This is a genomic window from Paenibacillus xylanexedens, from assembly GCF_001908275.1.
GTDB classification, from domain to species: Bacteria; Bacillota; Bacilli; order Paenibacillales; family Paenibacillaceae; genus Paenibacillus; species Paenibacillus xylanexedens_A.
The window spans coordinates 1,475,125-1,495,053 of the sequence record NZ_CP018620.1 but is presented as its reverse complement, the minus strand read 5'-3'; the positions used below and the strand labels follow the sequence as shown (position 1 = coordinate 1,495,053).

The 19,929-nt window shown below is 46.5% G+C and carries 15 protein-coding genes and 3 rRNA genes; 2 read left to right on the top strand and 16 right to left on the bottom strand.

From position 1 onward, the window contains the following. Positions 1-3: 3 nt before the first annotated feature. The 5 genes from BS614_RS06735 to BS614_RS06715 form a co-directional block, all read right to left on the bottom strand. Positions 4-1,749: a methyl-accepting chemotaxis protein gene (locus BS614_RS06735; protein WP_074093361.1), complete on the bottom strand. Its 1,746-nt coding sequence runs from the start codon at positions 1,747-1,749 to the stop codon at positions 4-6. A gap of 195 nt (positions 1,750-1,944) precedes the next feature. Beyond that, positions 1,945-2,403, bottom strand: coding sequence for a 2-thiouracil desulfurase family protein (locus tag BS614_RS06730; protein WP_074093360.1), 459 nt, complete (start codon positions 2,401-2,403; stop codon positions 1,945-1,947). A gap of 58 nt (positions 2,404-2,461) precedes the next feature. Next, positions 2,462-3,748 (bottom strand): hypothetical protein, encoded by a 1,287-nt coding sequence (locus tag BS614_RS06725; RefSeq protein WP_074093359.1) that lies wholly within the window; start codon positions 3,746-3,748, stop codon positions 2,462-2,464. Further along, a complete protein-coding gene (locus BS614_RS06720; protein ID WP_074093358.1) occupies positions 3,745-4,323 on the bottom strand; it encodes an RNA polymerase sigma factor in 579 nt (192 codons plus the stop codon). Before BS614_RS06720 ends, BS614_RS06725 begins: the two co-directional genes overlap by 4 nt. 230 nt (positions 4,324-4,553) lie before the next feature. Beyond that, entirely contained in the window at positions 4,554-5,288 is a 735-nt protein-coding gene (locus BS614_RS06715; RefSeq protein ID WP_074093357.1) for a class I SAM-dependent methyltransferase, read from the bottom strand. Between the two features lie 162 nt (positions 5,289-5,450). Between BS614_RS06715 and BS614_RS06710 the strand changes: the two genes are divergently transcribed. Further along, positions 5,451-6,806 (top strand): MATE family efflux transporter, encoded by a 1,356-nt coding sequence (locus BS614_RS06710; RefSeq protein WP_074093356.1) that lies wholly within the window; start codon positions 5,451-5,453, stop codon positions 6,804-6,806. Positions 6,807-6,963: 157 nt separating this feature from the next. Here BS614_RS06710 and BS614_RS06705 read toward each other — a convergent pair whose 3' ends face one another. From BS614_RS06705 to BS614_RS06655, 11 genes are all read right to left on the bottom strand, one after another. Beyond that, on the bottom strand, positions 6,964-7,317 hold the full coding sequence (locus tag BS614_RS06705; protein ID WP_074093355.1) for a FlxA-like family protein: 354 nt from the start codon (positions 7,315-7,317) through the stop codon (positions 6,964-6,966). Between the two features lie 276 nt (positions 7,318-7,593). After that, positions 7,594-7,710, bottom strand: a 5S ribosomal RNA gene (gene rrf / locus BS614_RS06700). 76 nt (positions 7,711-7,786) lie between these two features. Then, a 23S ribosomal RNA gene (locus BS614_RS06695) occupies positions 7,787-10,834 on the bottom strand. Positions 10,835-11,142: 308 nt separating this feature from the next. Further along, a 16S ribosomal RNA gene (locus tag BS614_RS06690) occupies positions 11,143-12,695 on the bottom strand. Together the 16S, 23S and 5S rRNA genes form the textbook arrangement of a ribosomal RNA operon. 540 nt (positions 12,696-13,235) lie before the next feature. Continuing rightward, positions 13,236-14,456: a TraB/GumN family protein gene (locus BS614_RS06685; RefSeq protein ID WP_074093354.1), complete on the bottom strand. Its 1,221-nt coding sequence runs from the start codon at positions 14,454-14,456 to the stop codon at positions 13,236-13,238. Positions 14,457-14,639: 183 nt separating this feature from the next. After that, positions 14,640-14,924 (bottom strand): hypothetical protein, encoded by a 285-nt coding sequence (locus BS614_RS06680; RefSeq protein WP_074093353.1) that lies wholly within the window; start codon positions 14,922-14,924, stop codon positions 14,640-14,642. Positions 14,925-15,012: 88 nt separating this feature from the next. After that, the gene (locus tag BS614_RS06675) at positions 15,013-16,308 is read right to left on the bottom strand and encodes an ABC transporter permease (protein WP_074093352.1); all 1,296 of its coding nucleotides are present in this window, start codon (positions 16,306-16,308) and stop codon (positions 15,013-15,015) included. Further along, on the bottom strand, positions 16,301-17,203 hold the full coding sequence (locus BS614_RS06670) for an ABC transporter ATP-binding protein (RefSeq protein WP_074096719.1): 903 nt from the start codon (positions 17,201-17,203) through the stop codon (positions 16,301-16,303). Before BS614_RS06670 ends, BS614_RS06675 begins: the two co-directional genes overlap by 8 nt. A gap of 20 nt (positions 17,204-17,223) precedes the next feature. Then, on the bottom strand, positions 17,224-18,120 hold the full coding sequence (locus BS614_RS06665; RefSeq protein ID WP_047840261.1) for an ATP-binding cassette domain-containing protein: 897 nt from the start codon (positions 18,118-18,120) through the stop codon (positions 17,224-17,226). A gap of 15 nt (positions 18,121-18,135) precedes the next feature. Continuing rightward, on the bottom strand, positions 18,136-18,525 hold the full coding sequence (locus BS614_RS06660; protein ID WP_074096718.1) for a GntR family transcriptional regulator: 390 nt from the start codon (positions 18,523-18,525) through the stop codon (positions 18,136-18,138). Positions 18,526-18,614: 89 nt separating this feature from the next. Continuing rightward, entirely contained in the window at positions 18,615-19,328 is a 714-nt protein-coding gene (locus BS614_RS06655) for a hypothetical protein (protein ID WP_074096717.1), read from the bottom strand. A 200-nt stretch (positions 19,329-19,528) separates the two neighbouring features. Here BS614_RS06655 and BS614_RS06650 point away from each other — a divergent pair, with 200 nt between their 5' ends. Then, positions 19,529-19,864, top strand: coding sequence for a hypothetical protein (locus tag BS614_RS06650; protein WP_074093351.1), 336 nt, complete (start codon positions 19,529-19,531; stop codon positions 19,862-19,864). Positions 19,865-19,929 lie beyond the last annotated feature (65 nt).

The following is a 19,929-nucleotide window of genomic DNA, read 5'->3' as shown; positions in this document are numbered from 1 at the left end:
CTTTTAAATCTTGAAATCTTCAACCAGCTTATTCAGATTTAATACACTATCCTTCACTTGATCAGATTGTTTAACTACTTCCACAGATTGCGTAGCAGAAGCGACCATGTGTCCTGCGATTTCCTGACTGGATGCGGCTGATTGTTCACTTGCTGATGCAATCTCGTGAATGGAGCCCACTAGTATTTTGATATTTGCAGTCACTTGTTGTGAGGTTGCATTGAGATCTTTAACGGCATTGGCATGATCAAGGGAATCGACATAATACTGTTCAGCTGTATCCTCCAATAATTTATAATCTTTGCCAACCTGATTGAACATAAAGGATAGCAATTCTTTGGCATTCGAGGACAGATTGGTTACAGACTGCATAACTTCTTCCGTGACCTGCTGAATTTGATCGGCAGCCTGTCTGGAATCATCAGCCAACTTTCGAATCTCGCTTGCTACAACCGCAAAACCCCTGCCTGCTTCTCCAGCCCTTGCAGCTTCAATGGATGCATTGAGTGCAAGCAGATTAGTCTGCGCTGTAACATCCAAAATAGATTGAGATAATATACCAATCTGATCTACAGCAGTTGCACGTTCCAGCGCTTCTGACATCTTCTTACTCGTATGATCGTACATGTCTATGGCTGCTCGGCTCGATTCGCGGGCTTCCTGCTTCAACTTTTCAGCCTTCGTGCTGGTCACATAGGCGGACTCTGCTTGTTTAGATGTCTGTTCCGATATATATTCAGCTCCCTGTTGCATCTCTTTAGCCGAATGATTCATATTTTCCGTATGGGCTGAAGCCTCTTCCATTGCAGCAGAGAGCTCTTCAACTGTAGCTGATACTTCACGAATTCGTTCATTCAGACCAGCCATGTTCTGGTTGGTAAGATCGCTAACCTGGTTGATATGATGAGATTCCTGAACTACACCACGAATGACATTTGTTGTGGAATCGGTCATTGTACGAATAGCTCGTGCGATGACACTTATCTCATTATTTCCCTGTGTTAGATGCGGATCTAAGGATGCCGTTAAGTTGCCTTGTGTTATTTCTTCACAATAACGGGTGATAGCTTTCATTCGTTGACGTATACTGCGAATCACTACAAATGAAATAAGAATGAGTGCTGCAAGTGAAAACAAAAGAACCGAACCGAGCACCAATGCTCGCTGCTGAATCACTTCCTGTGTATCCGCATAGAGCTTGGCTGACTCTTCTTCGTTATGCGCACTCAAAAGGGTGATCGTCTCCACAATCGCTGTACTGCTTTTGTTAATTCTTCCTCTCTCATCACTATCGTAGGTGCCCGACATCTTTTTGGTATCCATGATTTGCTCAATATCCTGATAATATGTATCCATCTTTGCTGCCAAATCTGCAAATATCTCTTTTTCTTTGGTATCCAATGTTCTTGCTGAAAATTCATTCAAACCATCCGTGATACTCTTCTTACCTTTCTGAACCTGATCGTACTGTTTGTCGGTATACTCTGCATTATCAAGAACCTTTGTATAATTGGCACGCATATTATAGAAATTACTTTTCAATTCAAGAACATTGGTTTGATGCTGGAAGCGGTCATTGTAGAGGATACCTTGTCCCGTTTTTGCTTCGTTCATTCCGAAAATCCCAATCAGAAAAACAGTAAACAAGCCGATTAGACTAATCACAGTCATGATGATCATCGTTGTTGTTAATTTCATATTTTTGAGTTTATTTCCTTTCTTATATTTTGGCTTAGACTGAATTGACATGATTATTCCCCCACTTTAAATAGTAGATAGCCTTATATATCTTATATCTATATCGTATGTATCCATATTGTTTGTTAGCATTTCAGGAAAATCGACTTTATTCATTTAATGAGAAAAGTAATGGGAGACAACAGAAAAGCCGCCAGGATATAATCCAGCGGCTTTTCTGTGAATATGAAACGATATCTGTGCGACCTATAGTTGCTCCATCCACTCATTTTCAGAAATGACGGTATATCCTTCTTGTCTCAGCAATGCTGAGGTGACACCTTCTCCAGTTACCTTGTGATTGGCAAAATTCCCATCATAGATCATCTGTGTACCACAGGACGGACTAAACTCCTTCAGTACCACACACGATACATTCAATTCTCGCGCCCATTCGAGCGTCTGATAGGCTCCCTTGATATACAGCTCTGTGACGTCCTTGCCACTTTTCTCGATCACTTTTGCTGTGCCTGCCAGTACGTCCTTGCCCGTGCCACCGATAATTTCAGCCGATTCCCGTGGAGTGGAGAATCCGCCAAGCAGCTCCGGACATACCATCTTAGCCTGCTCCTGCTCCACCAGCTGCTGAATCTTCTCATCCAGACTCGCTGTTCCATTGTAACGGCAAGCTACCCCTGCCAGACATGAACTCACCAAATATTTCATCGTTATCTCCTTATACTCATTCCATCTATGAAGTAAATTGTAACATATAAGATCAGCCCTATAACTCGCCTCTGGTGATCATCTTGATCCGTCCATCTTCCCTGTATTCAACCTGAAAAACATCCGTGCTCGACTCCAGTTCAAATGTGACGACTCCCAATTGCTCGGCATTTCTATGAAGTTTATAGGCGTCAAAATCAATGTTAAATATCTTCTTAACTATTGGCCCCACTTTTTCTCTAAGAAGAGACTCATCTATATTATATAATTTTTCATGATAAGCCTCCATCTCTTCGATGTTGCCTATTTCTTGTTGCTCATAATGATTAGCATCCCCAACGGTATAACCCAAGCCCGCTTTTCCTTCGGTTATCTGGACAAAGTAGTTATCTTTAAAGGAAAAAAAGACTGTATCCTTGCCGAGTTCATCATCTTTGCTTCGGCTTACTCTTACCAGATCAAGATTGGCTTTACCAGACAATGCCTCAATCGCTTTTCTGGCATCCGCCAGTGCTGCCTGGGATACATGATCAGGTCTAAGGTCGCCTGTGATCGAGACAGCCTTGTCCTGCTGCCATACAATCTCCCCATAACCATCGCCAGTCTCATTCTCTAACGCTAATGTCGTATGCGATATTGGCTCCAATTCCCCTTGCTTCATACTCACAAAACGTTGGACTGATGCAGGTTTAAGCGTTGGAGTGCTGCCTATACTTTGCAAAAGCGACGGAACTTGACGCAGATAACGGTGCTCCAGCTCGCTTGGCTGCATCTCTCGTCTCATCTGTACTTCACGCAGATTTCCTGTTGTCGCATCGAGCCATATCTGTGCATACTCCTTCTCGCTTTCATTTCCAGCCTCTACATATACTCTGCCGGACACAGGCAAGTCTTCCACTTTCTTAATCTTCAGCTGTTTACCCAGATCATCTCGCATCGTAGTCGCAACATTTCTTTTCATTTTGTCGGTTAGCAGATTTGTGTTCAAACCATCGGATAACTGTAACGCTGCTGTCGGATAGACCTGCTCGATCACGGGTTTCACCAGCTGTCCATCATCCCAGATCCATAGGAACAATCCAGCAGCAATAACCAACGCACCCATACCGGCAACAAGAGGCCCTCTTCTAGGGCGACGCTTGTGTGACACGTTACCTACTTGCGGTCTAAACGGCCTGGATGACCTGGAACTGTCCTCTAACCTATCTCCCTTGCTTTCCTCTTCCGACTTCTTCATCCACTCCACCTGTTGAAGCACCTTTCGCTTGTGATCCTCTGTAAAAGGAGACAAAGCAAACGGTCCCTTCCGGATTTCCTTCTCCCATTGCTCATCCTTGTGTCTCATTTGCTTCGCTCCTCCCATTGTTTCCGTACCTTATCCTTACCTCGGGAAAGTCTGGATTTAACTGTGCCTGAGCTGATTTTCAACATCTCAGCAATCTCACTCGTCGTAAGCTCATACTTCAGATTCAGCAAAAGAATCTCCCGGAACTTCTTTGGCAACGCCAGAACAATATCCCAGATTTCATGGATATGCTCCTTACTCATCACTTCCATCTCGCCCGAAGGATGTGCAGAGTGCTCTGCAATCATGACTCTTTGGCTCGAACCCCCACGCTCTGTCTCAATGGGTAACGTCTCTCCCCACAGACTGCTACGAAAAAATCTGGATTTTCGATATGTAAAAGTGGTGTTCCTAGTAATCGTCAACAGCCATGTTTTCAGTGAGCAATCTCCACGATAATGAGCGATCCCCGAATACGCCCGAATAAATACCTCCTGTGACAATTCATCTGCCTGTTCGGCACTTTTGGTCAGAAAATAAGCGTAATTCCACACGTCATTTCCGTAGTGATCCATTATGCTGCTAAGTGTGTAATTGTCTATGGTCTGAGCCTGTGCCAGTAATTGATCATCCAACTGTTGTTCACCTCACTTAATATGACTGAGTCTAATGTGATTTGGTTCCCTGTTTTGGACATTATTTCTTATTAATGTAGCAAAATAAAAAAACAGCATGTTCATCATCGCTGAACACGCTGATCCCTTCAAGTTTACTTAGTTAGTAATCTCTAACAGAAATCTTTTAGGCGAACGCTCCACTTCCACAGTCTCTTTCTGCCCTCTGATCTAACGTACCATTTTCATCGTTATACTTTCACCGCAGCAATCATCAGAAACATCGGTCTCCGATTCTCGTCTCTCATGCCTGGAACCTGTTCGATCATCTCTGGTGATGGCTTGGATTCAGCTAACTGTTGAATAGCAAACCCTGCCTTTATGAGTTCATTCATATGTGTTGCCAGTGTGCGATGATATTTAACCACATCCTGATTCAGAAAGTTCGCCACACGCTTCCCTTCATCGTGATAATCATCCACGGGCCAGTGTAGGATCTCACCTTCGGGTCCATAATGCCAATCCTGCGCAGCGCGAGCGGTGAAGATAGGATGTTCGGAAGATAGTACAAATGTGCCCCCTTCTGCGAGACAATCATTGATCTTAGCATACACCGTGTCTAACCGTTCAATATAATGCAAAGCAAGTGAACTAATCACAACGTCGAATTGTCCCGGTGCAAAATCAATATCTTCAATCGCCAGCTGCTTGTACTGGATCTGTGGATCGTCCGTCATTTCACGAGCACGCTGAAGCATATTTTCAGACAGATCCACACCGATCACTGAACTCGCTTGTTGCTCTCGCGCATACCGGCAGTGCCAACCAAAACCACATCCCAAATCCAGCACACGCTTGTCCTTCAAATCAGGCAAAAGAGTCTGCAGTTCATGCCACTCCCCCGCTGCATCCAGCCCTTGAATGGAACGAGCCATCTTACTGTAGTTGTCGAAAAACTCAGCTTCATCGTATTTATTTTGTTTCATCAAGCGATTCCTCCCGCCTTATGAATATCCACCTACTCTAACACTTAAACGATATTGAAACGTAAAAGTTGCCAAGCGAATTCATGGCGTGTTATCATACAGAACGAACGTTCAGTATTATTGAACACAGAATGAACATTCAGTTTACTAACGGAGGTCATTATGAATACGAATTGGACGCATCCATTGGAAGGGCAATCAGTAGGTAAAGCTTTTATAAGCTACCTCGTGCCTTCTGTATTAGGGATGCTGGTAGTTGCTTTTAATTTTATTATCGACGGCATTATGGTTGGACACAAACTGGGTTCTACCGCGATGGCCGGAATCGGCATTGCCTCACCTGTCTACACGCTCTTTGTTGCCATGTCGCTGTGGATTGGTATGGGCGGGGCAACGTTGTACTCCAACGCTATGGGTAGAAAAGATATCACTTCAGCCAAACAAATTTTCACCAAATCCATTATGCTCATTATGTTAGTTACGGTAGCCATTGGATATGTTGCATTTACATTCAAAGACAAACTGGTATACTCCCTCGGTGCGAACGCCGAGACCTTCCCGTTTGCTTCGGACTATATGAATATCATGTTATTGTTCGGGTTTGTTTTCACCATTGAGAATGCACTCTCTGTCTTTGTACGAAACGATGGGAATCCCAACACGTCCATGTACGCTCAGATTACGTTTGCTGTAGCCAATATCATTATCAATTATATAACATTGTATGTACTCGAATGGGGTGTACGCGGTGTGGCCCTCGGTACAATTGTATCGGCGTCTCTTGCGCTACTTGTCCTGTTCACTCACTTTTTCAAAAAAACAAATAATCTCACGTTCACCCGGTTCAAATGGAACAACAAACTGTTGGCATCCCTTCTACTCATTGGTTTCCCCAGCTTTCTGGCTGAACTAGGCATGTCGGTCTTCTCTGTCTCCCATAACATCTCGATGGACCGCATTGCGGGCACGGATGGCGTAGCATCCTTTACCGTATTGAACTATATTCATGGTGTTGTATTGTTGGCTTTCCTGGGTCTGGCATCCGCTGCCCAGCCTCTGATCAGCTATTATCACGGTGCCAATCAGATTAAACGGGTACAACAAACGATACGGTTAGCCACTATAACAGCTCTGGCATGCGGTCTATTGTTACTGGTTGTTGTTCAGATCGGTGCACCTTATTTCGTACAAATTTTTGGAAACTTCAGTAGTGGCGTAACGGATAATGCCGTTTATGGATTACGTATATTTACATTTGCCTATGTGTTTATGGGTGTTAACTTTGTCATGAGCACCTATTTCCAATCTGTAGGTAATGCCAAAATGGCCATCTGGATCACAGCTGCGCGTGAAATGATCATCATGATTGCGTTGATTGCAGTCCTGCCTTCATTCTTTGGTGTCACGGGTGTGTGGCTTGCCGTACCGCTGTCCGAAATGCTGGTTCTCGCAACCATAGCCCTGTACTATAGAAAACGATCCCTTACGGATCGAATTAACGCGTTACAGTCAGAATAACGTTAACAGGTAGTAACAGCAACAGATAGAAGATCAATGGAACGTAGATAAAATGTAGGTAGACCTCATAAATAATCTAATAAACAAATTAATAAAGCCCTGCACGATCAATATAGATCGGGTCAGGGCTTTTGTTTTATCCTAAATTTAGATGGAATTAGATACGTATATCAAATCGACCATTGCTGTCTGTCGTTGCGTTTGCAATCTCCTTAGGGGTAGCTAATCCCATTCCATTGGATGGTGGTTGGGCCCGTGGAGCCTCCTTCGTAGCAGTTGTACCGGTTCCTTGGGAGCTTTGCTGTGCAATCTGTGCCTCAATCTGCTTGATCTGCTGTTCAAGCTGTTTGGTCTTTGTCTCCTTGGTTTGCTCATCGTCCTTGCTGGATTGCACTTTCTCCAGTTGAGCTTCGAGCTTCGTCTTTTGTTTCTCCAAGCTACTTGAATTGTCCGAACTCGAAGATGTCGATATGTATGATGTAGTGGAGCTGGCTGTAGAAGATATATTCATTATGGTTCTCCTCCTCTTTACTTGGCTTCACTATACCCTATCCCACTGAAACGTACGTTAAATTCAACTGAAAGGTTGCTGAACGAGCTAAGATTCAGAAGTTGATCATATGGAAGTATGTATATCAGCATTACTCCGTAGTCCAATTATTAATACTGTGAGTTTTCATATAAATGATTATATTGATGCTGTCTTATCTATATAGTTAGTTCTTTCTCGGCAGAAAATAGTAAAACAAAAAGACACACTCGATATCATCAAGTGTGTCTTTTTATTGCTTGGCGGCGTCCTACTCTCCCAGGACCCTGCGGTCCAAGTACCATCGGCGCTAGAGGGCTTAACGGTCGTGTTCGGGATGGGTACGTGTGGAACCCCTCCGCCATCGCCACCAAACGCGTAGCTTACATTTCAGAGTTGTTGTTCTCTGAAAACTAGATTCGAAACGAAACATGCGAATTACAATTTGCTATTGGATAAGCCCTCGACCGATTAGTACTGGTCAGCTCCATGCATTGCTGCACTTCCACCCCCAGCCTATCTACCTCGTCGTCTTCAAGGGGTCTTACATACTGGGAAATCTCATCTTGAGGGGGGCTTCACGCTTAGATGCTTTCAGCGTTTATCCCGTCCGTACATAGCTACCCAGCGGTGCTCCTGGCGGAACAACTGGTACACCAGCGGTACGTCCATCCCGGTCCTCTCGTACTAAGGACAGCTCCTCTCAAATTTCCTACGCCCACGACAGATAGGGACCGAACTGTCTCACGACGTTCTGAACCCAGCTCGCGTACCGCTTTAATGGGCGAACAGCCCAACCCTTGGGACCTACTTCAGCCCCAGGATGCGATGAGCCGACATCGAGGTGCCAAACCTCCCCGTCGATGTGGACTCTTGGGGGAGATAAGCCTGTTATCCCCAGGGTAGCTTTTATCCGTTGAGCGATGGCCCTTCCATGCGGTACCACCGGATCACTAAGCCCGACTTTCGTCCCTGCTCGACTTGTAGGTCTCGCAGTCAAGCTCCCTTATGCCTTTGCACTCTTCGAATGATTTCCAACCATTCTGAGGGAACCTTTGGGCGCCTCCGTTACTCTTTAGGAGGCGACCGCCCCAGTCAAACTGCCCACCTGACACTGTCCCCGCACCGGATTACGGTACCAGGTTAGAACCTAGATACGATCAGGGTGGTATCCCAACGTTGCCTCCACGCAAGCTGGCGCTCACGTTTCAAAGGCTCCCACCTATCCTGTACAGATCGTACCCAAATTCAATATCAAGCTGCAGTAAAGCTCCATGGGGTCTTTCCGTCTTGTCGCGGGTAACCTGCATCTTCACAGGTATTAAAATTTCACCGGATCTCTCGTTGAGACAGCGCCCAAGTCGTTACGCCATTCGTGCGGGTCAGAATTTACCTGACAAGGAATTTCGCTACCTTAGGACCGTTATAGTTACGGCCGCCGTTTACTGGGGCTTCGGTTCACAGCTTCGGATTGCTCCTAACCACTCCCCTTAACCTTCCAGCACCGGGCAGGCGTCAGCCCGTATACTTCGCCTTACGGCTTCGCACAGACCTGTGTTTTTGCTAAACAGTCGCTTGGGCCTTTTCACTGCGGCCCCCTCGTGCTATTCACACTACCGGGGCACCCCTTCTCCCGAAGTTACGGGGTCATTTTGCCGAGTTCCTTAACGAGAGTTCTTCCGCGCGCCTTAGAATACTCTTCTCGCCTACCTGTGTCGGTTTGCGGTACGGGCACCTTCACCTGGCTAGAGGCTTTTCTTGGCAGTGTGAGATCATGACCTTCGCTACTATAATTTTCGCTCCCCATCACAGCTCAGCCTTACAATGTGCGGATTTGCCTACACATCAGCCTTACTGCTTAGACGGACATCCATCAGTCCGAGTCACTACCCTACTGCGTCCCCCCATTGCTCATAACGGCTTACGGTGGTACAGGAATTTCGACCTGTTGTCCTTCGACTACGCCTTTCGGCCTCGCCTTAGGTCCCGACTTACCCTGAGCGGACGAGCCTTCCTCAGGAACCCTTAGGCTTTCGGCGGATCAGATTCTCACTGATCTTTTCGTTACTCATACCGGCATTCTCACTTGTATAATGTCCAGCGCTCCTTACGGTACACCTTCAACCCTTATACAACGCTCCCCTACCCCTGGATCGACTTCACTCCAGCTTCGAAGTCCTGTGTTTATCCCCTGGAAAGCATTTGGTCATCCAAGATAGAGTCTCTTGTCAGACAAAAATGTCCTTGTGGTAAACACCGCCTCAAAGAAGCAGTGAAGTCGATCCAAGCCATAGCTTCGGTGGTGTGTTTAGCCCCGTTACATTTTCGGCGCAGAGTCACTCGACCAGTGAGCTATTACGCACTCTTTCAATGGTGGCTGCTTCTAAGCCAACATCCTGGTTGTCTGTGCAACTCCACATCCTTTCCCACTTAACACACACTTGGGGACCTTAGCTGATGGTCTGGGCTGTTTCCCTTTTGACAATGGATCTTAGCACTCACTGTCTGACTCCCGGAAGTAAGTCTATGGCATTCGGAGTTTGACTGAGCTTGGTAACCCTTGCGGGCCCCGCACCCAATCAGTGCTCTACCTCCACGACTCTGTTTTCCGAGGCTAGCCCTAAAGCTATTTCGGGGAGAACCAGCTATCTCCGAGTTCGATTGGAATTTCTCCGCTACCCCCACCTCATCCCCGCATTTTTCAACATGCGTGGGTTCGGGCCTCCAGTGCGTGTTACCGCACCTTCACCCTGGACAGGGGTAGATCACCCGGTTTCGGGTCTACGTCCACGTACTACATCGCCCTATTCAGACTCGCTTTCGCTGCGGCTCCGGCTCTTCACCTTAACCTTGCACGGGAACGTAACTCGCCGGTTCATTCTACAAAAGGCACGCCATCACCCCTAAAACGGGCTCTGACTTTTTGTAAGCACACGGTTTCAGGTTCTATTTCACTCCCCTTCCGGGGTGCTTTTCACCTTTCCCTCACGGTACTGCTTCACTATCGGTCGCTAGGAAGTATTTAGCCTTGGCAGATGGTCCTGCCGGATTCATACGGGGTTTCACGTGCCCCGCACTACTCGGGATCCGTCTCGGAGGGAACTAACTTTCAACTACAGGGCTTTTACCTTCTTTGGCGGGCCTTTCCAGACCTCTTCGCTTAACCGGTTCCTTTGTAACTCCATGTGAGACGTCCCACAACCCCAAAGAGCAAGCTCTCTGGTTTGGGCTTCTCCGCGTTCGCTCGCCGCTACTGACGGAATCACTATTGTTTTCTCTTCCTCAGGGTACTTAGATGTTTCAGTTCCCCTGGTATGCCTCACACTAACCTATGTATTCAGTTAGGTGTAACTGGAAATTACCCCAGCTGGGTTTCCCCATTCGGACACCCCCGGATCAAAGCTTGCTTACAGCTCCCCGAGGCAGTTTCGTTGTTCGCCACGTCCTTCATCGGCTCCTAGCGCCTAGGCATCCTCCGTGTGCTCTTAGTAGCTTAACCTCGTTCTCCGGTTTCGACTGCTCGCTTCCCTTGTTTTGCTTGCGCAAAGCCAAAAGTCGCTCCCATTCGATACCATCGTACGTGCAATCTACCTTATAAAAACACTTCACTTGTTTACACAAGATCAGCTTAAAGGAATGTTCTAATTCGCGTTTGTTTCGTTTCGATATCTAGTTTTCAAAGAACAAGCTCCATGCAAAAGCAAGCTGTTTTGAGAGTTTGAGCTCTCAAAACTGAGCAACGAGTGAGTGTTTTGCAGCTAAGCTGCATATTTGAATGTTTCCGTTGCAGGAAACGATTCTCCATAGAAAGGAGGTGATCCAGCCGCACCTTCCGATACGGCTACCTTGTTACGACTTCACCCCAATCATCTATCCCACCTTCGGCGGCTGGCTCCTTGCGGTTACCCCACCGACTTCGGGTGTTATAAACTCTCGTGGTGTGACGGGCGGTGTGTACAAGACCCGGGAACGTATTCACCGCGGCATGCTGATCCGCGATTACTAGCAATTCCGACTTCATGCAGGCGAGTTGCAGCCTGCAATCCGAACTGAGACCGGCTTTGTTGGGATTGGCTCCATCTCGCGATTTCGCAGCCCGTTGTACCGGCCATTGTAGTACGTGTGTAGCCCAGGTCATAAGGGGCATGATGATTTGACGTCATCCCCACCTTCCTCCGGTTTGTCACCGGCAGTCTATCTAGAGTGCCCACCCGAAGTGCTGGCAACTAAATATAAGGGTTGCGCTCGTTGCGGGACTTAACCCAACATCTCACGACACGAGCTGACGACAACCATGCACCACCTGTCTCCTCTGTCCCGAAGGAAAGATACATCTCTGCATCGATCAGAGGGATGTCAAGACCTGGTAAGGTTCTTCGCGTTGCTTCGAATTAAACCACATACTCCACTGCTTGTGCGGGTCCCCGTCAATTCCTTTGAGTTTCAGTCTTGCGACCGTACTCCCCAGGCGGAGTGCTTAATGTGTTAACTTCGGCACCAAGGGTATCGAAACCCCTAACACCTAGCACTCATCGTTTACGGCGTGGACTACCAGGGTATCTAATCCTGTTTGCTCCCCACGCTTTCGCGCCTCAGCGTCAGTTACAGCCCAGAGAGTCGCCTTCGCCACTGGTGTTCCTCCACATATCTACGCATTTCACCGCTACACGTGGAATTCCACTCTCCTCTTCTGCACTCAAGTCACCCAGTTTCCAGTGCGATCCGGGGTTGAGCCCCGGGATTAAACACCAGACTTAAATGACCGCCTGCGCGCGCTTTACGCCCAATAATTCCGGACAACGCTTGCCCCCTACGTATTACCGCGGCTGCTGGCACGTAGTTAGCCGGGGCTTTCTTCTCAGGTACCGTCACCTTGAGAGCAGTTACTCTCCCAAGCGTTCTTCCCTGGCAACAGAGCTTTACGATCCGAAAACCTTCATCACTCACGCGGCATTGCTCCGTCAGGCTTTCGCCCATTGCGGAAGATTCCCTACTGCTGCCTCCCGTAGGAGTCTGGGCCGTGTCTCAGTCCCAGTGTGGCCGATCACCCTCTCAGGTCGGCTACGCATCGTCGCCTTGGTGAGCCGTTACCTCACCAACTAGCTAATGCGCCGCAGGCCCATCCCCAAGTGACAGATTGCTCCGTCTTTCCAGTTTCCTTCAGGCGAAGAAAACAATTATTCGGTATTAGCTACCGTTTCCGGTAGTTGTCCCAAACTTGAGGGCAGGTTGCCTACGTGTTACTCACCCGTCCGCCGCTAACCATCAGAGAAGCAAGCTTCTCTTCAAGTCCGCTCGACTTGCATGTATTAGGCATGCCGCCAGCGTTCGTCCTGAGCCAGGATCAAACTCTCCAATAAAGTATTGAAAAGAGCGATAAGCTCATTTTGAATCTGACGAGATTAAAAATCTCATTTGTGCTCCAGCCGATCCAAGCCAAGGCTTGTCTCAAACTTTCGCGTTTCATTCTGCAAGCAGAATGTTTACTCACTCGTTGTTCAGTTTTCAAAGATCAAACTTGTTTCGTTACCGAATGTTGTTCTCTTCAGCAACTCTTATATAATATCATGTCCGAACCAACTTTGCAAGCTCTTTTTTTAAGTTTCTTTCGAAGCTTATTTCAATCGCTTGCCCCACCGTATATCTCGTGTTTTTTTTGGCCGGAAATAGAATATACCATGTAGAACACACACTTGTAAAGAGTTAATTTCAAAACTTATCAAATCCACGATCTAACCATATTAAGGACCTTCAATCTACCATGAACTCTTAGGTTCAATTTTATTATCCTGCAGCTTAATCTTCTTTATTTAAATCTGTCTTTCTTCTATATATAAGAAGGCAACCCTCTCAACTCTTATATTCGAGACGAAAGGGTTACCTTCTATAGTAATCTATATTTATTTCCGTTCTACTTTATATCCTTTATACTCAAGCAGTTTCACGATGCCGTGATCGCCCAAGTAGTGTGCCGCACCAACAACAATGAAATACTCCTCACCTTTGCCGTTTTTCAAGTAACCATCGATTTTGTCCGCCATACCAATGTTACGATCAACCAGCATTGCTTTGTTATATTCCTCGTTAGTGGAGAAGCTGTTTGTCAGTTCAAGCAGTTGCTCGTCATTACCCGTTTTCCACATCTCAGCCATTTCTTTCACACTGTTATCCAACACGTCGAAGTTTTCGATTGTCGCTTTCAGTGTTTTCTCTTGTGTTTCTTTGGAAAAGTCGTTAAACATGCCAAGTTGAGATTGATAACTCTCCAACTCAATAACTGGAAGTTTGCGCTCGATCGCTTTCTGGATGAAATACAGATCCACTCCTGCTGACGCTTCATATCCTGCCGTTGTGGACTTCAAACTTGCAAGTGTGCTCTCTACTACCCAAGGCTTAAATGCATCCAAGGCGTTAGACTCCAGACCATTTTTCTTCAATACATCACCCAGCTTAGTATACGTTTCACTGGAAATGTGGTCTTTCAGTGTTGTTCCATCTTGATACGAACCCAGACTTAGAACCAGCTTTTGCTGCTCTTCATCAGCGGCTTTGCTAATATCAATCTCTACCCCGAGATAGTCAGCTTCCGCAAAGGCTTCTTCAAACTCCGGACGCAATGGATAGAAGCTCTCATCAGCAATATGCATGGACCCTACCAGATAGACCGTGTTGCCATTGCTTTCAACTTCCCACATGAAGCCACGTCCACCGGTTTGAGCAGTTTCAGTTGCTCCACCTTTGGATACCAACAGCACCGTGCGCGTTGCAGCATCCCAGCGAACTTCGTAACCTGCTGCATCACCAACGATGCGGATTGGAGCATACGTTACACCGTTGATACGTGTAAGCTTGCTTTTAAGTGTAATCGTTTTGCCATCTACCACTGCCGTGATCGTATCATCTGTGGCAGTTGTTAGCTTCACATCCATAGCATCCAGCGTAGTCCGCAGTGGAACCAATGTTGTACCTTTCTCCAGGATCGGCGCTCCTGTAGCATATTTCACAGCTTGGTCATTAACCTTGACGGAAGTTCCTTGTGGAGCAGCCATAGCTGGCACTGCAGATGCAAGCAAACCTACTGAGATGGTAAGAGATAAGAGCATGCGTTTCCAATTCTTCATATTATGTAATCTCCTTTAAGGAATATAGTTGCCAATCCAATTTTTAATAGAATAGACATACTTAGATACTACGGTTAAAGATGGGAATTGGTGCCACTCCACAAACGAAGCAGCACGTTCTCCCTTCATTACTCTCATTTAGATAAGAAACAATAAATGCGAAACCATCATATATGTTCGATGCTAGATATTCACAAAATCCAAGCCATTCCATGATAAATAGATACTGATCAGTGCCAGGAAAAAGAACGCTATAGCAATCTTCCGATTCCCCCGCAGCTTCACTCCATATGCGACGAAGAAAATAGCAATAGCTAATTTAGAAATGCTTTGGTAATAGCCCTGCTCTGAAAAGGCTGTACTACTAAATACAATGGAAAGTAGCAGTGTAGAGAGAATTAGTGCTTTAAACCACAGCGGTTCCCTCAAGAACTGTATAAAGAACCCTTTTAACTGCTGCATGATCATTAACCCTCTCCTGAACTCGATCTAATATGACAGCAACCACACAGCCGCACGCACACTGACCTTTTTTTTAAAAAAAACACCATCTATCTTAGATCTTATAAGCCTTCATCGCTTTAAACAATTCCTTGAAGGTTGGGCGTTTACCGTACATCAGCACACCTGTGCGATAGATTTTGGCTGCAAGCCATCCGAAGATGATAATGGATACGATGAGAATCGCTAAGGACGTTAGAATCTCCCAAGTTGGCGCAACTCCTGCGCCAATTCGTACCAGAATCGCGGTCGGCGACGTGAATGGAATGAAGCTTGCGATTTTCAACAACAGAATGTTCGGCGTAGAAATACTGAAGATCGCAATATAGAAGGAAACAAGCGACAACATCGTAATCGGCAGAACAGCCTGACCGAGTTCTTCAGTACGGCTTACCATTGAACCAATGGCAGCAAACAACACGGCATACAGGAAGTAACCCAGAATGTAGAATATGAGTCCGTACACAATAACTGCAATATTCACATCACTCAGACTCATATTGAAATCACCTAATACTGCACGGTTATGCGGCAGCAAGATATTTCCGGCAACCACCGCTCCGAAGATCCCGATTTGCAGCATCCCCACCATGAAAATACCGATGATTTTACCAAACATCTGACTGAGCGGTGATACACTCGTAATCAGAATCTCCATAATACGTGAGCTCTTCTCCGCCGTGATCTCGGAGGCAATCATGTTGCCCGTCATCATAGTCGAGGTGAACAACAGGATGATCAACAAGTACACTACAATATAGTTAATTGGGCTCATGGCACCTTCTGACTCTGCACCGGCCCCATTTTCATCTGTGCTCAGGCTTTGTTCGGTGAGCTTCACAGGTGTTGTAATCAGTTCCTTCTGATCTGCTGTGAGTACATCCTTTACAACCACATCCAGCTTCACACTCTGCAACGCTGCTTCAATAGATGCAATGATCTGAGGTGAGACATCTTCTGCTGAATAGAGAATCGGCTGCGGGAACTCTTGCCCGGCAACGGCTTCAAACTTCAGATAGCCATCAGTAACTCCTGATTCCGCATCGGCTTTGAGAGCCGCCTCATCTTTGTCACCACTGTTGATGAATCGATAAGCCTGATCTCCTTGAGCCGCAGAGAAACTCTCCAGTTTCTCGGAAATTTCAGGCTGCCCTGTACTCAAAAGACCAATATTTACAGGATTACTACTTGAAGCTCCACCAATGGAACCCCCATTAAACAAGGTAATGAAATACGGGACATTGAGTCCGATTGAAATTAAAAGTGCAAGTACAATGGTCGTTACCATGAATGATTTCGTTTTAACTTTGTTTTTGAATGTAAAACCCGTAATCGTTCCCATTTTATTCATTCGACTCACCTACCTCACGAATAAAGATTTGGTTAAGCGTTGGTTCCTTCAGTTCAAAGTGTTCCACTGTCGTCTGAGTCATGGCTGTTCTCAGAATCTCTTGAGCCGCTTCCACCTGACGAATATGTATCAGGTACCCACGCTCATTCCGCTCGACTTTCTTCACACCAGACAACTGTTCGAGTCCTTCCACACTACCAATCGTGCCCAGGAATACCTGTTCACGCGGATACCGGCTCTTGATCTCCTTGATCTCTCCTTGTACCACCGTGTTGGAACGATGCAGAATGGTGATCTGACGACACAACTCTTCAACGTGCTCCATACGGTGTGTTGAGAACAGAATGGCCGTGCCTTCATCACGCAATTCCTTGACGGTGGACTTGAGTAATTCCACGTTCACAGGATCCAGTCCACTGAACGCTTCATCCAGAATGAGAATCTGCGGTCTGTGCACTACAGCCGCGATAAAGCCCATTTTCTGCTGATTACCTTTGGATAACTCCTCGATCTTCTTATCGTAATACTCAGGTACCTCAAACCGATTCAGCCAGTACTTGAGGCTCTGATCTGCGTCTTTACCATTCATGCCACGAAGTCGTGCCAGGTAATTAATCTGTTCGCTGACTTTCACCTTCGGGTACAATCCGCGCTCTTCCGGAAGATAACCCATAATCTGTTGCAGCTCCGTATTATAGGGCTTGCCGTTGTACAGGATATTCCCTCCGTCAGGGTGAATCAGTCCAAGCACCATACGCATTGTTGTTGTTTTACCTGCACCATTGGCTCCGAGCAGTCCGTAAATCTCCCCCTCTTTTACATTGAGCGTGACTCCATTAACGGCTGTTTTGTCTGCATATTGCTTGACGACTTGCTTCAATTCCAATCGGTTCATCATTTATCGTCTCCCTTCGGTTATTTCCACTGTACGGGTGCATACCCGGCAATCCAGAATGCCAGCACTTCATCCAATTCCAAGTTACGGATTCTCAATACTCGGTTATTGGACAGCTCCAACCTTTCCTGTGCTTCGCTGACCCGGGTTGTAATTACGCGAACCAGACCTCCCTCTTCTATAGAAGATTCCACAACACCGGGGATACTCTCTGGTCTTAAGTCTCCTTCATACCAGACTTCCTTCCACTGATCGAGCACCATATCTTTCTCGGCCATCCCCAGCGACTGACCACGGTGCATCAATACGATGTAATCCGCAAGCCTTTTGACTTCGTCCGCAATATGTGTGGCAATCAGAATCGTGGTGTCTCCCCCCGCCATGAAGGTACGGAACTGCTCAACCATCACTTTCCAGGCAAAGGGGTCCAGTCCTGATGAAGGCTCATCCAAAAGCAATAGTCTTGGGCGAGCTGCAATTGCAGCTGCAATCTCAAATTTTCGCCGTTCTCCCTTGGACATCTTGTTCAGCTTCACATCAACAGGTACTTCCATATCCTGAATCAGTTGGTCGAACAACTTCATATCCCAACGTGGGTACCAGTACGCCCGGAAATGGGCTGCTTCCTGTGCTGTTATCCGGTTCTCTTCTGAACCAGCGTTATCTGCCACAAAACCAATCTGTTGTCTCAGTTCAATGGGAAGTGGCCCATCATGTTCCTGACCAAACCATATAATCTGACCAGCATCTGGCAGCACAACTTGCTGCAGCATGTTAAGAAGGGTGCTTTTGCCTGAACCGTTGTGACCGAGAATAGCCACTATATACCCTTCCGGGATGGTCAGATCAATTGGGCCAATAACTCTGCGTTTGCGCATTTTGGATACGCCGTTCAACTGGATTGCTATCGGTTCCACGTATGAATCACTCCCTTACTTCACGTAAATAGCCTTCAGGACTTCCCGGAACAGGATCTCCATCTCTTCTTCCGTACAGCCTACCGATTTCCCGGACTGTACCGCTGCCTGCATCGCTTCCTGTGCGGCCTTCAATCTATAATTTTCTCTGTCGCCGGCTTCTACCTGAGCCACAAATGTACCTGTCCCCTGCTTCGTACGAAGCAAGCCTTCATTCTCCAGATCCTGATAGACCCGTCTAACCGTAATAACACTGCAATTCAGTGCTCCGGCGAATTCACGAATGGACGGCAAATGTGTTCCCTCCCCCAACTGACCCGTAATTATCAACGATCTTAACTGATTTTCAATTTGGTGGTATAAAGGTTCAGCGCTATTTTCATTAATTTGAATGGGTATTTTCACATCTTGCACCTCGCCCTCCGGTACACTCCAGTCTGTTACCTGACCGTGCCGGTTTCATCCTGTATTCGTACATAAGCTCAATTCTCATTTTAATTCAAATCCCGATGAACCAGCTTCTTCAGCGTAAACCGACTAAACAGCCATAATCCCACTACGCCAGCCACCAGAGAAATCCACATGATCGGGGAAAGCAACCCCCATGTTTTACTTTCATCCAGTACAAGCCGTAATCCGTAACTACCGGACATCCGAATCAATAAGGACATGCCAATGGCGATTGGTACAAAAAGCGTACTGAGAAACAAATATTTCTTGCCACTGTTCAGAAACTCTCCGTAAATATACAATCCTGTTACCACAAGTCCATAACCTGTACAGGTAAGGCTAAAGGCCAGGTATTGATCCCATCGGAATCCTTCGGAATGAAGGTTAACCACATATAGCGATCCGTAGAAAAAGATACCGTTGTAAGCAAACGCCATCAGAGACTGCTGTAACCTGGACCACATCACCGCTTGTTCAGGGATAGGAATTCTACGATAGTAGGCCAGCATCTGTGTATAGGAATCCTCATGTATGTAACGGAAGGATCGCCTGCAGAACATAAACCCTTGAAATGGAAGCATAAGTAAAAAGAAGGCATCCACTACCGGATTAATGAAATCTGTCTGTTGTTGTCCTATTAACATCACACCGCTCATGCTGCCAGTGTATATCATGAATATTGCAGACCATAGCCATTGGAGCTTATCCTTACTCATCTGGCTGCGGGTCAACCACCACGCCTGCTTCCATTCGTTCATATGCATGCCTGCCTTTCACCTGTCATTCACTCATGTTGCTTACTGTGATTACTGTATATATCAATATACACAGTATACAGACCTATTTCTCATCCCGTCAACCCCTAATTTTCCTGAATCAGGAAGACGGGATGGGACACAGTACGAATTTACGTTAAAATAAATTATAGTAACAAATCAAAGAAAGGAAGGATACAGCTATGGATTGGCTGGTAGAGATCGGATTTGTTCTCCTTTTCCTTATCGTCGTTATCTGGTTGGTCCTCCGGGATGAGCCTCATCGTCATTCTGCCAAAAAAGGCAGACACCGCATCGGCCGTAACAACGGTTATACCGACTCTGCTTCGGGATATCCGGTCATTATGGGAGATGACTCCTACGATCGACATGCTAGACACACACCGGATCACAAACATCATGATTCGGATTCTTCAGGAGGCACACATTCTCATCACAACAGCGATAGTGGTAGCAGCAATGACAGCGGTGGAGATAGTGGCGGCGGAGACAGTGGGGGTGGGGGTGGCGGGGATTAAACATCATTCCCCCAATCACAAAAGAAGGGCTGTACCCGTTATTGTGTAAACACAATTCGGGTACA

Bases quoted from the DNA above. Each gene is read 5' to 3' on its own strand.
- BS614_RS06725 (WP_074093359.1), bottom strand. From the start codon at position 3,748: ATGAGACACAAGGATGAGCAATGGGAGAAGGAAATCCGGAAGGGACCG.
- BS614_RS06735 (WP_074093361.1), bottom strand. From the start codon at position 1,749: ATGTCAATTCAGTCTAAGCCAAAATATAAGAAAGGAAATAAACTCAAA.
- BS614_RS06705 (WP_074093355.1), bottom strand. From the start codon at position 7,317: ATGAATATATCTTCTACAGCCAGCTCCACTACATCATACATATCGACA.
- BS614_RS06680 (WP_074093353.1), bottom strand. From the start codon at position 14,924: ATGATCATGCAGCAGTTAAAAGGGTTCTTTATACAGTTCTTGAGGGAA.
- BS614_RS06675 (WP_074093352.1), bottom strand. From the start codon at position 16,308: ATGAATAAAATGGGAACGATTACGGGTTTTACATTCAAAAACAAAGTT.
- BS614_RS06650 (WP_074093351.1), top strand. From the start codon at position 19,529: ATGGATTGGCTGGTAGAGATCGGATTTGTTCTCCTTTTCCTTATCGTC.
- BS614_RS06710 (WP_074093356.1), top strand. From the start codon at position 5,451: ATGAATACGAATTGGACGCATCCATTGGAAGGGCAATCAGTAGGTAAA.
- BS614_RS06715 (WP_074093357.1), bottom strand. From the start codon at position 5,288: ATGAAACAAAATAAATACGATGAAGCTGAGTTTTTCGACAACTACAGT.
- BS614_RS06685 (WP_074093354.1), bottom strand. From the start codon at position 14,456: ATGAAGAATTGGAAACGCATGCTCTTATCTCTTACCATCTCAGTAGGT.
- BS614_RS06670 (WP_074096719.1), bottom strand. From the start codon at position 17,203: ATGAACCGATTGGAATTGAAGCAAGTCGTCAAGCAATATGCAGACAAA.
- BS614_RS06730 (WP_074093360.1), bottom strand. From the start codon at position 2,403: ATGAAATATTTGGTGAGTTCATGTCTGGCAGGGGTAGCTTGCCGTTAC.
- BS614_RS06655 (WP_074096717.1), bottom strand. From the start codon at position 19,328: ATGAACGAATGGAAGCAGGCGTGGTGGTTGACCCGCAGCCAGATGAGT.